Below are 14,517 nucleotides of genomic sequence, written 5' to 3'. Positions count from 1 at the left end.
GGATGGCATCATGCCGCAGAGCGGCGGCGCGGGACACGATCGGAGATCGGAAGTTTCGTGAGGCCCTGATCCCCCAGCGGAGCCGAACGATGCCGTTTCTCATCGCCGCCGCGGCCGCCATCGCCGGCATTCTCAACACGGTGCAGGCGGGCGCCAACGCCTCGCTGAACAAGGCGCTCGATCAGCCGATCCTCGCGGCGCTCGTCGTCACCGCGGCCAATGTCGCGGTCTATCTTGCGGCCGCGCCCTTCGTCGGGATCGGCTGGCCGGGGAGCCAGCGGCTCGCGGGCGTGCCGTGGTGGGCGTGGCTCGGCGGGGCGATGGGCGCGACCTACGTGCTCGCCACGATCTTCATCGCCGAGCGTCTGGGTGCCGCCGTCTTCACCGGTATCACCGTGACCGCCGCCATCGTGACCTCGGTTCTGCTCGACCATTTCGGCTGGGCCGGGTTCGCCCAGCACACCGCCGACCCCTGGCGCATCCTCGGCTGCGGGCTGATGATCGGCGGCCTCGTCCTCGTCTGCCTGCGCTGACGCGGCGGCCCATCGCTGCTGGAGAGCAGCTTGCCGGACCGCGTCACGCCGAGATCGGCCAGAATCCACTCGGCGAGACCGGATAAGTCCTCCGCAACCTCCCTACCTCGCCCGTCGCGCGAGGCCGCCGGCCGGTATCGGTGCCATGCGGCCATGAGGCGGGCGATCCCCCACCGCAGGATCCATCCAAACCGCTCGATCATCTCTGCCTCCCCTTCTGCGGCGGACAGCATGGGGCGTGTCTTGCGATGAATCGAACGAATTGATTTTATGGAAACGGTGAGGGATGCTCACCGCAAAGCAGGAGACGCAGCAGGATCATCATCGCCGTGAGTGCGCTCAATCCGTCGAACCTCGATCTCGAACTCGTCCGCACCTTCGTAACGATCTGCGAGGCCGGCACCTTCGCCCGTGCGGCTGAGCGGGTCGGGCGCACGCCCTCGGCGATCAGCCTCCAGGTCAAGCGCCTGGAGGAGCGCTTGGGCCGGGCGCTGTTCCTGCGCCAGCCGCGCGCCGTCGTGCCGACGGCGGATGGCGAGGCGCTGCTCGGCCTCGGTCGCCGCCTGCTCGCCTTGAACGACGAGGTCGTGGCCTTCTTCGACGCACCGCCGATGGAGGGGCGAGTGCGCTTCGGCGCACCCAACGATTCCGGCCTGTTCGCCCTGCCGGCGATGCTGCGCCGCTTCGCCGCCACCCATCCGCAGGTCGAGGTGGATGTGCGGCTCGATGCGAGCCGCCTTCTGGTGGAGGCCCTCGCCGAGGGCGAACTCGACCTCGTGCTCTACGCCGGCCATCTCCCGTCCAACCGCTCGGCGCAGGTGGTCCACTCCGAAGATCTGGTCTGGATCGGCCTGCGCGGCGGCCTCGCCGAGGCGCGCCGACCCCTGCCGCTCGCGCTCTGCCAGAGCGGTTGCACGTGGCGGGCGGCGGCGCTCGACGCGCTCGATGGGGCGGGCATTCCCTACCGGGTCGCCTATACGAGTGAGCATTGCCAGGGTCAGATCGCGGCGGTGGAGGCGGACCTTGCGGTGGCGCCGCTCCCCTTGAGCGTCGCGCGGCCGCCCTTCCAGCGGATCGCGGCCCTGCCCCCGCTCGGCAGCTACGACGTGTTGATGCGTCCGCGTGACGGGGCCGGCCCGGCGGCGCGGGCGCTCGCGGGCCATGTGGCGGACAGCTTTCGCGACCTCCCCGGCCTCGGCCACCGCCTCTTCGCCTGAACGGGTCAGAGCGTCACAAGAATTTTCCCGAACACCTTTCGCGATTCCAGGCGCTCCAGCCCCTGCGCGAAGTCGGCGAGCGGCAGCACCGTGTCGATGACCGGGGTGAGGCCGGCGGCCATCTTGTCGAGGCTCTGGCTCATGTTGGCGATGCGGCAGCCGAACGAGCCGGTGATGCGGTATTGCTGCTGGAACAACTGCATCAGGTTCATCTGCACCGAGACGCCCGAGGTCGAGCCGCAGGTGACGAGCCGTCCGCCGCGCTTCAGGCAGAGCAGCGAGCCGTTCCACGTCTCGGCGCCGACATGCTCGAAAACCACGTCCACGCCCTTGCGCTTGGTCAGCCGCCGCACCTCGCCCTCGAAGCGTTCCTCGCGGTAATTGACGACGTAATCGGCGCCGAGCGCCTTCGCCTTCTCGCCCTTCGTGTCGTCGCCCACCGTCGTGTAGACGGTGCAGCCGATCGCCTTGGCCATCTTGATCGCCGCCGTGCCGATGCCCGAGCCGCCGGCATGGACGAGGATTGACTCGCCCGGTTCCAGCCGCGCGTTGTCGAACAGCATGTGCTGCACCGTGCCGAAGGCGATGCCGGCGCAGGCCGCCTGGACGTGATCGACGCCCCCCGGCACCCGCACCACGAGGCGGGCGGGCAGGTTGACCCGCTCGCGGGCGAAGCCGTCGAGATGGAAGCCCATCACGCCCGAGACGTCCTCGCACAGGTTGTCGCGCCCCTCCCGGCAGGCGCGGCACCGGCCGCAGGTCAGCGCGCCGTAGGGCACCACCGCATCGCCGACGGAGAGGCCCTCGACGCCCTCGCCGATTGCGGCGACCTCGCCCGCCGCCTCCGCGCCGACGGTGAGCGGCAGCTTGCGCTTGGCGAAGGCCATGCCGCGAAAGCCCCACACATCGATGAAGTTGAGGCCGACCGCCCGGACCCGGATCTGCACTTCACCCGGTCCCGGCGCGGGCGGCGGCTCGACTTCGGTGAGGCGCAGGTCGCGGTCGCCGAAAAGCTGGAGGGCTTGCATCAGAACTGATCTCGTCTGCCGTCGGGAGGGGCCGGTCCCGACCGGGACCCTGGGGGGAAGCCGGCCTTTTGAGGCCGCGGCCTTCCCGTATCGCGAAACGGCAGCGGCGTGGAGGCCCCTGCGGCGCTCCGCGCCGATACGCGCGCAGTGGCCCGAACGGGCGCCGGTGGGAAGGCTCCCGCCTCGCACTGATCAGAATATTGTATAATTTGGACTCCGGCAGGCCATAGCAATCTGTGCTGAGTGACTTTTGCGAAGAGGCATGTTTCTTCGCCAAGAGATGCGACGACAGATGATCGACTGGCCTCGTGGCGGAGGAATGGCGGAGCGTATTCGCGCATTCGAGTGGGCGCGGACGCCGCTCGGGCTGATCGATGGCTGGCCTCAGAGCTTGAAGACAGTCGTCGAGATGATGCTCGGCGCCTCTCATGTCGGCGGCATTGCCTGGGGGTCGAATCTTAATTTACTTTATAATGATCATTATCATGAGATCCTCCGGGCGATCGATCCGCCGCCACTCGGACGGCCTTTCCTCGATTGCTGGCCCGCGCCGGAAGGGCAGCAGATCGCGGATCGGCTTCTACAAGGGCAGGCGCGCCACACGACCGACCGTTACTGGGATGTTGTGTCCCGCCCTGAGCGGCCCTTCGGCTGGTTCACCGCGAGCTGGACACCGTTGCGGGACGAGGCTGGCCATGTCGCCGGCTTCTACCTGGCGGCCTTCGAGACCACCGATCGGATGCTGGCCGAGTGGGCCCTGCGCGAGAGCGAGGACCACCTGCGCCACACGGTCGAGTCCAATCCCCAGATTTCATGGACCGCTTCGGCCGACGGGGCCGTCGACTTCGCGCCGGCGCGCTTCCGCGACTGGACCGGCGTCAGTGGCCTCGGCGAGACGTGGATGGCGGTGCAGCACCCGGAGGATGCCGACCGCATCGCCGAGCACTGGATGCATTGCGTCCGCACGGGCGAGCCCTCCGACATCCAGCACCGCGTGCGCATGCGCGACGCGCAGTTTCGCTGGCTGCGCTCGCGGGCCTATCCGCGCCGCGACGCCACGGGGCGCGTCGTCCGCTGGTACGGAACGAGCGAGGACATCCACGAGTACAAGCTCGCCGAACTGGCCCTGCGCGAGCGCGAGGAGCAGCAGGCTTTCCTGCTCCGGCTGAGCGACGCACTGCGTCCCCTGGCCGACCCGGCCGCGATCCAAGGCGAGGCCTGCCGATTGCTGGGCGAGCACCTGAAGGTGGACTACGCCTACTACGTCGAACTCTACGAGGCCCAGGGCGTCGCGATCATCCGCCAGGATTACGTGAGCGGCGACCGGCTCTCGCTCGTCGGCACCTATCCGATGTCCCTTATCGAGTGGGGCATCCCCCTGTACAAGCAGGGCCGGCCGATCGCCTTCGCCGACGTGACCACGTCGCCGCTGGTTCCCGAACCTTACCGTTCCGCGGTGGCGCGGGGCCTTGTGTGTGCCTGGATCGGCATCCCGCTGCTCAAGCACGGCGAACTGGTCGGCGTCCTCTCGGTGTCCATGGTGGCGCCGCGTGAGTGGACCGAGGCCGAGATCGCGCTGGCCCGTGAGACCGGCGAGCGCATCTGGGCGGCGATCGAGCGGGCCCGCGCGGAACGGACGGCGCGCGAGGCCGACATGCGGCTGCGGACCATGGCCGACGCCGCGCCGGTGCTGATCTGGGACGTGGACGCGAGCGGCACGCTCTTCTTCAACAACCACTACCTCGACTTCTTCGGCGTCGCGTCCTCCGGGTGCAGGGACTGGGAGCAGTTCCTGCACCCGGAGGACGCCGCCGGCTACATCGCCGCCTTCGAGGACGCCTACACGCGGCGGCGCCCCTTTACGCGCGAAGCCCGGGTCCGCCGCTCCGACGGCCAGTACCGCTGGCTCAGCAATTCCGGCCAGCCGCTCGGGGAGGACCGCTTCGTCGGCGTTGCGATCGACGTGACCGAGCGCCGACAGGCGGAGGAGCGTGTCCGGCGCAACAACGCCGTCCTCCAGGCGATCAACCTCGTCTTCAGCGAGACGCTCGGCGCCTCCTCGGAGCAGGAACTGGCACGCATCTCCCTCGACGTCGCCGAGGAGCTGACCGGCAGCGCCATCGGCTTCATAGGCGAGATCGATGAGACCACCGGCCGTCTCGACGGCCTGTTCTTCAGCGACCGCAGCCGGGCCCGCTCTGCCGCCCACGCTCCCGGGGGGGGAAGCCCCCTTCCGCCGGGCAAGCTGGCGCTGGGGCTCGAGGCGCTCGGCATTTACGGGCAGGTGCTGCGGGATGGCCGGGGCCTCATCGTCAACGAACCCGCCTCCTACCCCGATCGCGTCGGCACGCCGGCGGACCACTTGCCGCTGACGGCCTTCCTCGGCGTGCCGCTGAAGCAGGGTGACAGGACGCGGGGGATGATCGGGCTCGGCAACCGCGAGGGCGGTTACCGGACGGAGGATCTGGACGCGGTCGAGGCGCTGGCCCCCGCGATCTGGCATGCCCTGCGCAGCAAACGCGCCGAACTGCGCCTGCGTGAAAGCGAGGAGCGCTTTCGGCAATTCGCCGAAGCCTCTTCCGACGTGCTCTGGATCCGCGACGCGGAAACGCTCGAGATGGAGTACGTCAGTCCGGCGCTGAGCACGGTCTACGGCATCGAGCCTTCGGCGCTCGGGAAGGACGTCCGGGTTTGGGCCGGCCAAATGATCCCGGACGATCGTGCACGCGCCTTCGGTATCCTGAGGCGGGCCGCAGCCGGTGAATCCCTCGTGAACGAGTTCCGTATCAAGCGACCCAGCGACGGCGCCTTCCGCTGGATTCGCAGCACGCTGTTTTCCCTACGCGACGAGCAGGGCCGGGTGCGGCGCATCGGTGGCCTGTCCTCCGACATGACCGAGGCCAAACTGTTGACCGGACACCAGTCCGTACTGCTCGCCGAATTGCAGCACCGCGTGCGCAACATCATGGCGGTGACCCGCTCGATCGTCGCCCGCACGGGCGAGCGGGCGGAAAGCGTTTCCGACTACGCCTCCCTCGTGGGAGGGCGACTCCTGACGCTGGCCCGCGTCCAGGCCCTGCTGACCCGCTCTCCCAATGCCGGCGTACCGGCGGCCACCATCGTGCACGACGAGATCGATGCCCAGGCCCTGCGCGCCGACCAGTACGACCTGTCCGGACCCGAGGTCGAACTCTCGCCGAAGGCCGCGGAGATCCTGACGCTCGCCGTCCACGAACTGGCGACCAATGCCCTGAAATACGGTGCCCTGTCGGTGCCCGAAGGCTGTGTGCGGGTGCGCTGGACCGTGTTCGAGAAGCAGGGCGAATCCTGGTTCGGCTTCGACTGGGTCGAAGACGGTGTGCCGGCGCCGGAGACCGGGATCGACCGTCGGACAGATCGCCGCACGACCGTTCGCCGTGGTTTTGGCCGCGAACTGATCGAGGGTCGCCTGCCTTACGAACTCGGTGGGTGCGGTCGCCTGGAGATCGGTCCGGAGGGGGCGCGATGCCACCTCGAGTTTCCGCTCCGCGACGGCGCCAGCATTCTGGAAACCGATGCGCCGCAACGTGCGACCGTGTTCGGAGGAGCGCTCGACATGACCGGCGAATCAGACTTGAGCGGCTATCGCATCCTCGTAGTGGAGGACGACTACTACCTCGCCACCGATACGGCACGCGCGCTGCAGGGGGCGGGGGCGGAGGTGATCGGACCCTGCCCGAGCGAGGAGGCGGCGCGCGAGGCACTGGATGAACGTGCGCCGGCGGCGGCGCTGGTGGACATCAATCTCGGCTCGGGGCCGTCCTTCACCCTGGCGGCTCTGCTTCGGGAGCGCGGCGTGCCGTTCGTGTTCATCACCGGCTACGACGAGGGGGTGATCCCGCCGGACTTTGCGGATGTGGAGCGTCTCCAGAAGCCGGTCGAGTTGAGGCGCGTCGTCAATTTCCTCGCCGAGACGCTGCAGGCGCCGCCGTGAGACCGCCCCCAGCCCCGTAGCTTGGGGAAGACGCGCCTGTCTCCCTCGTTCGGGATATTGGCGCGGGCTCAATCCGGCGTCAGGTAGCGCCGCCGCGCCCAGCCGAGGGTGCGGTCGAACTTCACCCGGCACCATGTCAGCCCACTCGGCGTCTCGTTGGTGCAGCCGAAGCCGAGCACCCGGCGCCCGACCGGGATCTGTCCAAGAGCCGGCGCGCCCGCATCCGGCGTCTCGCGGATCGTCAGGCTGTCGTCCCGCGGCAGGCCCTCGACCCGGAAGGTCTCGGCGCCCCACGCGGATCCGCCGCCTGCGAGCAGCAGGGCGACGGCGAACGCGGGCAGGAAGCGGGGCATCGCGGGCCGGTTCAGGTGCGGTGGATGCCCATCATCGCGGTCAAGCCGCCATCGACGGGCAGCACCGCGCCGGTGATGTAGGCCCCGCCCTCCCCGATCAGGAAGGCGGCCGTCGCCGCGACCTCTTCCGGCTTGGCGAAACGCCCGAGCGGGATCTGGCGCTCGATCCCCTCGCGGTGGCTGGCGTAGGCGGCCAGCATCTCGGTGTCGATGAAGCCGGGAGCGATGACGTTGACGGTGACGCCGCGCTTGGCCGATTCGATCGCCAGCGTGCGGCAATAGGCGATCAGGGCACCCTTGGTCGCTGCGTAGGCCGCGTTGCCGGCATTGGCCTGAAGGGCCGCCACCGAACCGATGGCGACGATGCGCCCTGCGCGCGCCCGGATCATCCCGCGCACCAGCGCCTTGGCGATCCGGGTCATCGACCAGAAGTTCACCTGCATCGCCGCCTCGGCCCGCTCGCGGTCGAGCATGGCCGCGAGCGCGTCCGCCGATTGGCCGGCATTGTGGATGTAGCCGTAGAAGCCCTCGCCCTCGGCCCAATCGCAGAACGCCTCCACCGCGTCGCGGTCGGACAGGTCGAGGGCGCGGGCGGTGACGCTGCCTTCGCCGTGCACCGGCACGAGTTCGTCGGCGAGCGCCTGCGCCCGCTCCGGCGAGGAGCGGTAGGTGAAGGTCACGGCGTGGCCGGCTGCCGCCAGGGCGCGGACGGTGGCCGCACCGAGCCCGGAGGCGCCGCCGACGACGAGAACGGACTTACCGGTCGTGCTCATGTCCGCACTCATGCCGGCTCGTCTCCCAGTACGAGGCAGGTGTTCTGCCCGCCGAAGCCGAAGGAATTCGACAGGATCCGCGAGACGCGGGTGTCGCGGGCGGTTCCGACCACGTCGAGGAGCAGCGCGGGATCGGGGACCGCGTAGTTGATGGTCGGCGGAATGCGCCCATTCTGGATCGTCAGCAGCGAGACCACCGCCTCGATGGCGCCAGCCGCGGTCAGGGTGTGGCCGATCATCGACTTGTTGGAAGAGATCGGCAGGCGGCCCACCCGCTCGCCGAACACCGCCGAGCAGCCGAGCGCTTCCATCTTGTCGTTCTCCGGCGTCGAGGTGCCGTGTGCGTTGACGTGGTCGATGGCTTCGGGCGTGACGCCGGCATCGTCGAGGGCTGCGCGCATCGCGGCGATGACCGGCGCCCCATCCGGGCTGGATCGGGTGCGGTGGAAGCCGTCGCCCTTCTCGCCGCAGCCGAGCACGTAGCCGAGGATCCTTGCGCCGCGCGCTCGTGCCGAAGCGGCGCTCTCCAGAACCAGGGCGGCGGCGCCCTCGCCCATGACGAAGCCGTCGCGGTTCTTCGAGAACGGCTTCGAGGCGCCTTCCGGCGGATCGTTCTGCGTCGAGAGCGCCGAGAGCAGCGAGAAGCGGATCAGCGATTCCGGGTTCACCGAGCCGTCGGTGCCGATGCAGAGCGCGGCGTCCATCTCGCCCCGGCGGATCGCCTCGACGCCGAGCTGGATCGCGGTGGCGCCCGATGAGCAGGCGGTCGAGAGCGAGATCGGCGAGCCGCGCGTGCCGAAGCGGTCGGCGAGCCGATCGGCCACCGTGCCGAAGATGAACAGGTCGTGCCATGCGTCGAAGCGGCGGGACGCGGCGGCCCACTGAAGCCCCGAATAGGTCACGTTGTCAGGTTCGCCCGCGGCATCCGCCAGAGCCTGCCGCTGCGGCCATTCCATCTCGACCGGCGGCACCGCCACGAACAGCCCGCCCGGAAAGCCCGCGCCGATGCCGGATTGCGTCACCGCCTCCTCGGCCGCCACCATGGCGAAGCGCTCGGACAGCAGGGGGGCCACCAGCGGGTCGGTGTCGAGGAAATCGACGGTGCCGGCAATGCGGGTTCGCAGGCCCTCGGTGGGGAAGCGGCTGATGGCGCGGATGCCGGAGCGTCCGGTGGTCAGCGCATCCCAGTTCTCGGTGGCGCCGCGGCCGAGCGAGGTGACGATGCCGAGGCCCGTGACCGCGACGAGCGGGCGTCCGAGGGCGTCGTGGGTGGATGAGGAGCGCGGTTCTGGCATCGGGGCCTCAGACCATGGTTTCGGCCGGCACGCATCCGGACCGCCGCGGCGCGGTCTCCGAAGCGGCGGACACTCGTTCTCGCGTCGCCAACGTCCCAAAAGCCGGCGGCCACCTTTCGGGACGTTGCTCTAGATTTTCACGACGCGGATCACGCCCTCGCCGCGGCGGTGGCCGACCGAGGTGACCGCGACGTCCGCGGCCGATCCTGCCGCGCAAAGCGCCGCGGCGAGAGCTGCCCCGAACGGGGCCGTGACCTCCATCGGATGGCCGATCATGTCACCCGTGGCGCGGATGCGCGCGCCCGGCAGCGCCGCGCGGATGCCGGCGATCTCCTCCGCCGCGAGGTCGGCCAAGCCGGTGGCGCCGGAGAGCACCACGTCCGGCCGCTCGATCCCGGCCTCGCCGATGAGGCGGGTCAGGCTCGCGGACACGCTGCCCGGCGCGCGGGCCACCCGGTCGTTGGCCACCGGCATCAGCCGGGCCAGGGCCCTGGCGCCTCGCGCAGCGGCGTGTTCGGCCGCTTCCAGCACGAGGAAGGCGGCAGCACTCCCGAGTACCAAGCCGCCTCCGCCCCCATCCCCCCGCTCGAAGACCGGCCGGTAGCTGTCCTTGAGGAGGTAGCCGCCCATCTCGTGGACGACCATCACGTCCGGCCGCTCGGCGTTGTAGGAGCCGCCGACCATCATGGTCTCGACCTGGCCCGAGGCGATCCGGGCGTGCGCGATGCGCAGGGCATCGACGCCACTCGACTCCTCGCCCATGAAGGTGCGCGAGGCGCCGGTGACACCGTGGACGATGCTGATATTGCCCGCGAGCAGGTTCGAGAGCTGAGCCAGAAATAGGGTCGGCCGCAGGTCGTTGAGGAGCCGCTCGTTGAGGAAGGCGCCGGGATCGTTGGCCCCGCGCAGGCCGGTCAGGATCGCACCATCGACCGCGTAGTCGCGTTCGCCACCGCCCGCCGCCACCACAAGCGGCAGTGCCGACTTGAAGCCCGCATCCTCCTTCACCCCGGCCGAATCGAGTGCGAGGCCGGCGGCGTAGACGCCGAGCCGCTGCCACGCCTCCATCTGCCGCTGATCCGACTTCTTCGGGATCTGCGCATCGAGGCTCACCGGTGCCACCGGGTGCACCGGGTAGGGCGCAAAGGTCTCCGCATCCGTGCGCGGCTGCGCATGTGAGGCGAAGGCGGTCAGGTGAGGCTCGATCCCCTCACCGGCACAGGAGACAAGGCCGATCCCGGTAATGACGACGTCGCGGGCTTGGACGTCGCGGGCCTGCGGGCGGCTCACGGCTGGGCTCCATCCAGAAGGCCGATCTTCCGGGCGCGTTCGCGCATCGGCGCGTCCAGGCCCGCCGGAAACGGCATGGTGCGGAACCGCAGCTCCGCGTCGCACAAGGCCTTGCCCTCGTGGCGGATCGCGGCCTTCGTCACCGCGTAGCCGGAGCCGTCGTGCTCAAGGCTCGCCGTGATGTCGAGGGTCGCGCCGGGGCCGACAAAGGAGCGGAAGCGCGCCTTGTCCACTGCCATGAGGAACGGCATCTGCGCAAAGTCGAGATGGGCGAGCACGAGGTAGCCGGAGGCCTGCGCCATGGTTTCGGTGAGCAGGACGCCCGGCACCAGCGGGTGGCCGGGGAAATGCCCCTCGAAGACCGGGCTCGCCTCTGGCACGAGCGCCCGCGCCTCGATGCGGCCGGCGGCACGGTCGAACCGCACCACGGAGTCGATCATCTCGAAATATTCGAGCCGCATCGCGCGTGAATCCCTGAAGCCCGACGGATCAGGCCTTGGCGGCCTTCTCGGCGACCAGAGCGTCGATGCGTGCGCAGAGGTTCTTCAGCACGAAGTACTGCTCGGCCGGCACCTTGCCCTCGTTGACTTCCTGGGTCCAGCGCTCCAGCGGCAGCTTGATTCCGAAGGCTTTGTCGACCGCGAAGGCGATGTCGAGGAAGGCAAGCGAATCGATGCCGAGATCGTCGATGGCGTGGCTCTCGGGCGTGATCTTGTCACGCGGGATGTCCGCCGTCTCGGCAATGATGTCCGCGACGCGGTCGAAGGTGGCGGTCTCGTTCGACATTAGGGCTGGCCGCTTTCTTGATTCTTCATATCCGGCGTCGCCAAACCCTCGCGCGGCACGCCCCATGGCGCCCGAGCCGGTCTGCGGCCCCGCTTCGCCGCCGGTTCCCGATGGCGCTTATGAAAAGATCGCGACCCTTTACACGAAGCGATGGAGCGCGGGCAACCTCGGGCGTTGCGGCCGGCCCGGCTCCCGCGCTGCGCCTCAACCGGCCGAGCGGCTGAGGTCGAGCGCCGGCGCACGGGTGTCCGCACCCTGCCGCGGACGCTCGCGACCCGTGCGGCGGCCCTCCGCCGGCGGCGTCCGCTTACGCTCCGCCGTGCGCGGGCGCACCAATTCGCCGAGCGCCACGAACCGGTCGTTGTGCCGCTGGCCCGCGTCCTGAATGCCGAAGCCGAGGGCGAAGGAGCGGGCGAGATCCGTATCGGCCGCCACGCCGTAGCGCTCAAGGGCGGCCAGGAAGACCCGCCGGAAACCCAGCGGTGCGCACCACGACTTTTCGGCAAGCTGCATCGGCCAGGTCCACAGCCCGTCGCCGCGGCGGCCGGCTATTTCCTCGCGGGCAATGAAATAGCCGCTTGCCGGGTGTTCGAGGCCTTCCTCGAGGATGCGCCAGTCGCGGTCCGGGTACGGTTGCCGGTTTGCAGGCGCCGGCCGGTCGAGCCCGTGGTCGTCGAAGCCGATCTCGATCATGGAAGCCTCCTGCCTTGCGCGCTGCGCCGGGGCAGCGAATCAGTCCGGAACGTTCCATGAACAGTGCGTCTGGGCGGCGAACAGGTCAAGCCTTTGTTCGTAGTTCGTTCCAACTTGCGCCGGGCACGTTCGCGGCTTGCCGCCCGTCGGACGAGACGAGGGCGGGGCGACGAATCCTGTCGTTGCGGGAACCGAGAAGGAAGCCGACGGGCATCGTGAAAATGGGCCTTGCCGAAAAGTCTCGTTCTTAATTTTTTGGCGGCATGGTGCCGAATCGTATCACCCGGCATCCGAACGCTGTCTCAGGATCATGCCCGAACTGCCGAACATCCCGACGCTGGGTCTATGCAGCACCTTGTCGAGCCTCGCCTTTTTCGGCGTGTTCGCATGTCTCTGGGTCGGGCGGCGCGATGAAACCCACTTTCTGCACTGGGCCGGCGGCTCGCTGATCTACGCGGCGGCGATCCCGAGCTTCAACCATCTCGCTCAAACACCGTTTCAGATCGGCATGCTCTATTCCGGATTGTCCCTCAGCACGCTCGCGGTGCTGACGGGGGTGCGCCGGTTCGATGGACGCTCGCCCTTCCGCCCTTGGATGCTGCTGCCGATCCTCGCCTCCGGCCTCGGCTACATCCTGCCGGCCCTCGCCTTTGGCCCGGACAGCGCGGCCCCCCGGATCGGCGGCACATTCGGCAGCCTGCTCAACATGGCCATCGTCGGCGGCACGCTCGCCTTCGGCCGGATCTCCCCGCCGTCGCGGGGGCGGCGGATCGCCGGGGCCGCGCTGCTCGCCTACATTCCCGGCTTTCTCGCGGCGATCGCAGCAGAGGCGGTCGGCGGCACGGCCACCAACATGGCGGCGTTGATCCCCCTCGTGTCCGACCAAATGCTGCTGGCGGTGCTGAATCTCGGCCTCATCGCCATGCCGGGCGAGCGGGCACAGGCCGCGTTGCGCGAAGCGGCCCTGCGCGATCCGCTGACCGGCGCCTGGAACCGGGCCGGGCTCGCTGCCCTCGGCCCCCGCCTGCTGCGGTCCGGCACGGCGGTGATCGCGCTCGACGTCGATCACTTCAAGGCGATCAACGACCGACACGGTCACGCCGTCGGAGACCGGGTGCTCGTCGCCCTTGCCGCCTGCGCACAGGGCGTCGTCCCCGAGCCCGACGCGTGCCTCATCCGCCTCGGCGGCGACGAGTTCGTGCTGCTCGTGCCCGAACGAAGCCCGGCCGAGGCGCGCTGGCTCGCCGACGAGATCCGCCACGCGGTCGCTCGTACGGATAGCCTACCGGCCTGGACCATCAGCCTCGGCATTGCCGTGGTCGAGCCCGGCGAGGCCGATTTTTCCGCTGCCATCGAGCGGGCCGACCGCTCCCTCTATCGCGCCAAGGCCCAAGGGCGTGACCGCGCCGCGGCGTGACGCCGCCTCTGGATTGCCGCTGTGTCCGCCATAGGTCGCTCGCGCCGACGACAGCGGCGAAACGGAGTAAGGCGGCGATGAGCGGCACAGATCGGACGGAATCTGAGGCGGCGCGCAGCCAGAGGGTGCTGCGCGCCCTCCTTGTCGCCGGGCTGCTGGCGCTTGGCCTCTACATCCTGTCCGGCTTCCTGAGGGCGCTGGTCTGGGCGGTGGTGCTTGCCATCGCTCTCTGGCCACTCTTCGTCCGCGCCCGCCGCCGCTTCCCGCCGGGCCGGCACAACATCCTGTGGCCGGCCGTCTTCACCGGCCTCGTCGCCGGGATGCTGCTGCTGCCCATCGCGGTGCTCGCGGTCGAGGCGGGCCGTGAGGCGCACGAACTTCTGGCCTATGCCCGAGAGGCCGAGCGCAACGGCATTCCGGTGCCGGATTTCGTCGCACATCTGCCCTATGGGGCTGCCGCCATCACCGAGTGGTGGAACGCCCACCTCGCCCATGCCGGGCTGGCGCATGAATTGAGCGAGCGGCTCAACACGACCTCGAACCGCGACCTCACCCGAACCCTCGGGGCGGGTTTGGTGCACCGGGTGGTGCTGTTCGGCTTCTGCCTTCTGGCGCTGTTCTTCCTCTTCCGCGAGGGTGATACGGTGATCGCGCAGACGCTCCGGGCGAGCCATCGCCTGTTCGGGCCGCGCGGCGAGCGGGTGGCGCGCCAGATGGTGGCCTCCGTCCACGGCACGGTGGACGGGCTCGTCCTCGTCGGGATCGGCGAGGGCTTTCTGCTAGGGATCGTCTACGCTTTTGCCGGCGTACCGCACCCGGTCCTGTTCGGAGCGCTCACCGCGGTGGCCGCGATGATCCCCTTCGGTGCGCCGCTGGCCTTTGGCCTCGCCGCCGTGCTGCTCCTGGCGGGCGGCGCGGTCGTCCCCGCCGCGATCGTGGTGGCGGCGGGCTTCGTCGTCACTTTTGTGGCCGACCATTTCGTGCGCCCGGCGCTGATCGGCGGCACCACCCGCCTGCCCTTCCTGTGGGTGCTGCTCGGCATCCTCGGCGGCGTCGAGACCTTCGGGCTGCTCGGCCTGTTCGTCGGCCCGGCGGTGATGGCCGCCTTGATCCTGCTGTGGCGGGAGTTCACGGAAGGGCCCGAGGAGCCCGCCTGACC

The 14,517-nt window shown here is 69.6% G+C and carries 13 protein-coding genes; 5 read left to right on the top strand and 8 right to left on the bottom strand.

All coding sequences use genetic code 11. The features are described from left to right. The first annotated feature begins 89 nt into the window (after positions 1-89). A complete protein-coding gene (locus MKK50_RS04655) occupies positions 90-533 on the top strand; it encodes a DMT family transporter (RefSeq protein WP_499020732.1) in 444 nt (147 codons plus the stop codon). Positions 534-862: 329 nt separating this feature from the next. Further along, the gene (locus MKK50_RS04650; protein WP_499020730.1) at positions 863-1,750 is read left to right on the top strand and encodes a LysR family transcriptional regulator; all 888 of its coding nucleotides are present in this window, start codon (positions 863-865) and stop codon (positions 1,748-1,750) included. Positions 1,751-1,755: 5 nt separating this feature from the next. On the opposite strand, the gene MKK50_RS04645 is transcribed toward MKK50_RS04650, so the two are convergent. Then, positions 1,756-2,778 (bottom strand): zinc-binding dehydrogenase, encoded by a 1,023-nt coding sequence (locus MKK50_RS04645; protein ID WP_253368911.1) that lies wholly within the window; start codon positions 2,776-2,778, stop codon positions 1,756-1,758. 319 nt (positions 2,779-3,097) lie between these two features. Here MKK50_RS04645 and MKK50_RS04640 point away from each other — a divergent pair, with 319 nt between their 5' ends. Continuing rightward, positions 3,098-6,751, top strand: coding sequence for a PAS domain-containing protein (locus MKK50_RS04640; RefSeq protein WP_499020729.1), 3,654 nt, complete (start codon positions 3,098-3,100; stop codon positions 6,749-6,751). Positions 6,752-6,819: 68 nt separating this feature from the next. Here the strand turns inward: MKK50_RS04640 and MKK50_RS04635 are convergent, their stop codons facing one another. From MKK50_RS04635 to MKK50_RS04605, 7 genes are all read right to left on the bottom strand, one after another. Continuing rightward, positions 6,820-7,104 (bottom strand): SH3 domain-containing protein, encoded by a 285-nt coding sequence (locus tag MKK50_RS04635; RefSeq protein ID WP_499020727.1) that lies wholly within the window; start codon positions 7,102-7,104, stop codon positions 6,820-6,822. Positions 7,105-7,115: 11 nt separating this feature from the next. Then, the gene (locus MKK50_RS04630) at positions 7,116-7,889 is read right to left on the bottom strand and encodes an SDR family NAD(P)-dependent oxidoreductase (RefSeq protein WP_499020725.1); all 774 of its coding nucleotides are present in this window, start codon (positions 7,887-7,889) and stop codon (positions 7,116-7,118) included. After that, positions 7,886-9,172, bottom strand: a complete 1,287-nt coding sequence (locus MKK50_RS04625) for a beta-ketoacyl-ACP synthase (RefSeq protein WP_499020724.1) — start codon at positions 9,170-9,172, stop codon at positions 7,886-7,888. The genes MKK50_RS04630 and MKK50_RS04625 overlap by 4 nt, the downstream gene beginning before the upstream one ends. 129 nt (positions 9,173-9,301) lie before the next feature. Beyond that, positions 9,302-10,462 (bottom strand): beta-ketoacyl-ACP synthase, encoded by a 1,161-nt coding sequence (locus tag MKK50_RS04620; RefSeq protein WP_499020722.1) that lies wholly within the window; start codon positions 10,460-10,462, stop codon positions 9,302-9,304. Next, positions 10,459-10,923: a 3-hydroxyacyl-ACP dehydratase FabZ family protein gene (locus MKK50_RS04615; RefSeq protein ID WP_499020721.1), complete on the bottom strand. Its 465-nt coding sequence runs from the start codon at positions 10,921-10,923 to the stop codon at positions 10,459-10,461. The genes MKK50_RS04620 and MKK50_RS04615 overlap by 4 nt, the downstream gene beginning before the upstream one ends. A 28-nt stretch (positions 10,924-10,951) precedes the next feature. Then, positions 10,952-11,248, bottom strand: coding sequence for an acyl carrier protein (locus MKK50_RS04610; protein ID WP_003601886.1), 297 nt, complete (start codon positions 11,246-11,248; stop codon positions 10,952-10,954). A gap of 204 nt (positions 11,249-11,452) precedes the next feature. Beyond that, positions 11,453-11,941, bottom strand: coding sequence for a hypothetical protein (locus MKK50_RS04605; RefSeq protein WP_499020719.1), 489 nt, complete (start codon positions 11,939-11,941; stop codon positions 11,453-11,455). 310 nt (positions 11,942-12,251) lie between these two features. Between MKK50_RS04605 and MKK50_RS04600 the strand changes: the two genes are divergently transcribed. Together MKK50_RS04600 and MKK50_RS04595 are read left to right on the top strand one after the other, a co-directional pair. Continuing rightward, on the top strand, positions 12,252-13,358 hold the full coding sequence (locus MKK50_RS04600) for a GGDEF domain-containing protein (RefSeq protein ID WP_499020717.1): 1,107 nt from the start codon (positions 12,252-12,254) through the stop codon (positions 13,356-13,358). A 77-nt stretch (positions 13,359-13,435) separates the two neighbouring features. Continuing rightward, the gene (locus MKK50_RS04595; protein WP_499020715.1) at positions 13,436-14,515 is read left to right on the top strand and encodes an AI-2E family transporter; all 1,080 of its coding nucleotides are present in this window, start codon (positions 13,436-13,438) and stop codon (positions 14,513-14,515) included. Positions 14,516-14,517: the final 2 nt, after the last annotated feature.

Source organism: Methylobacterium sp. J-043, assembly GCF_022829505.1.
Classification (GTDB): Bacteria; Pseudomonadota; Alphaproteobacteria; order Rhizobiales; family Beijerinckiaceae; genus Methylobacterium; species Methylobacterium extorquens_A.
Note: the sequence above shows the minus strand (reverse complement) of the source record. Positions and strands in the feature narration are given on the sequence as shown.

Coding starts and splice junctions, on each gene's coding strand:
- MKK50_RS04600 (WP_499020717.1), top strand. CDS start 12,252: ATGCCCGAACTGCCGAACATCCCGACGCTGGGTCTATGCAGCACCTTG.
- MKK50_RS04605 (WP_499020719.1), bottom strand. CDS start 11,941: ATGATCGAGATCGGCTTCGACGACCACGGGCTCGACCGGCCGGCGCCT.
- MKK50_RS04630 (WP_499020725.1), bottom strand. CDS start 7,889: ATGAGTGCGGACATGAGCACGACCGGTAAGTCCGTTCTCGTCGTCGGC.
- MKK50_RS04625 (WP_499020724.1), bottom strand. CDS start 9,172: ATGCCAGAACCGCGCTCCTCATCCACCCACGACGCCCTCGGACGCCCG.
- MKK50_RS04615 (WP_499020721.1), bottom strand. CDS start 10,923: ATGCGGCTCGAATATTTCGAGATGATCGACTCCGTGGTGCGGTTCGAC.
- MKK50_RS04640 (WP_499020729.1), top strand. CDS start 3,098: ATGGCGGAGCGTATTCGCGCATTCGAGTGGGCGCGGACGCCGCTCGGG.
- MKK50_RS04635 (WP_499020727.1), bottom strand. CDS start 7,104: ATGCCCCGCTTCCTGCCCGCGTTCGCCGTCGCCCTGCTGCTCGCAGGC.
- MKK50_RS04655 (WP_499020732.1), top strand. CDS start 90: ATGCCGTTTCTCATCGCCGCCGCGGCCGCCATCGCCGGCATTCTCAAC.
- MKK50_RS04645 (WP_253368911.1), bottom strand. CDS start 2,778: ATGCAAGCCCTCCAGCTTTTCGGCGACCGCGACCTGCGCCTCACCGAA.
- MKK50_RS04595 (WP_499020715.1), top strand. CDS start 13,436: ATGAGCGGCACAGATCGGACGGAATCTGAGGCGGCGCGCAGCCAGAGG.
- MKK50_RS04610 (WP_003601886.1), bottom strand. CDS start 11,248: ATGTCGAACGAGACCGCCACCTTCGACCGCGTCGCGGACATCATTGCC.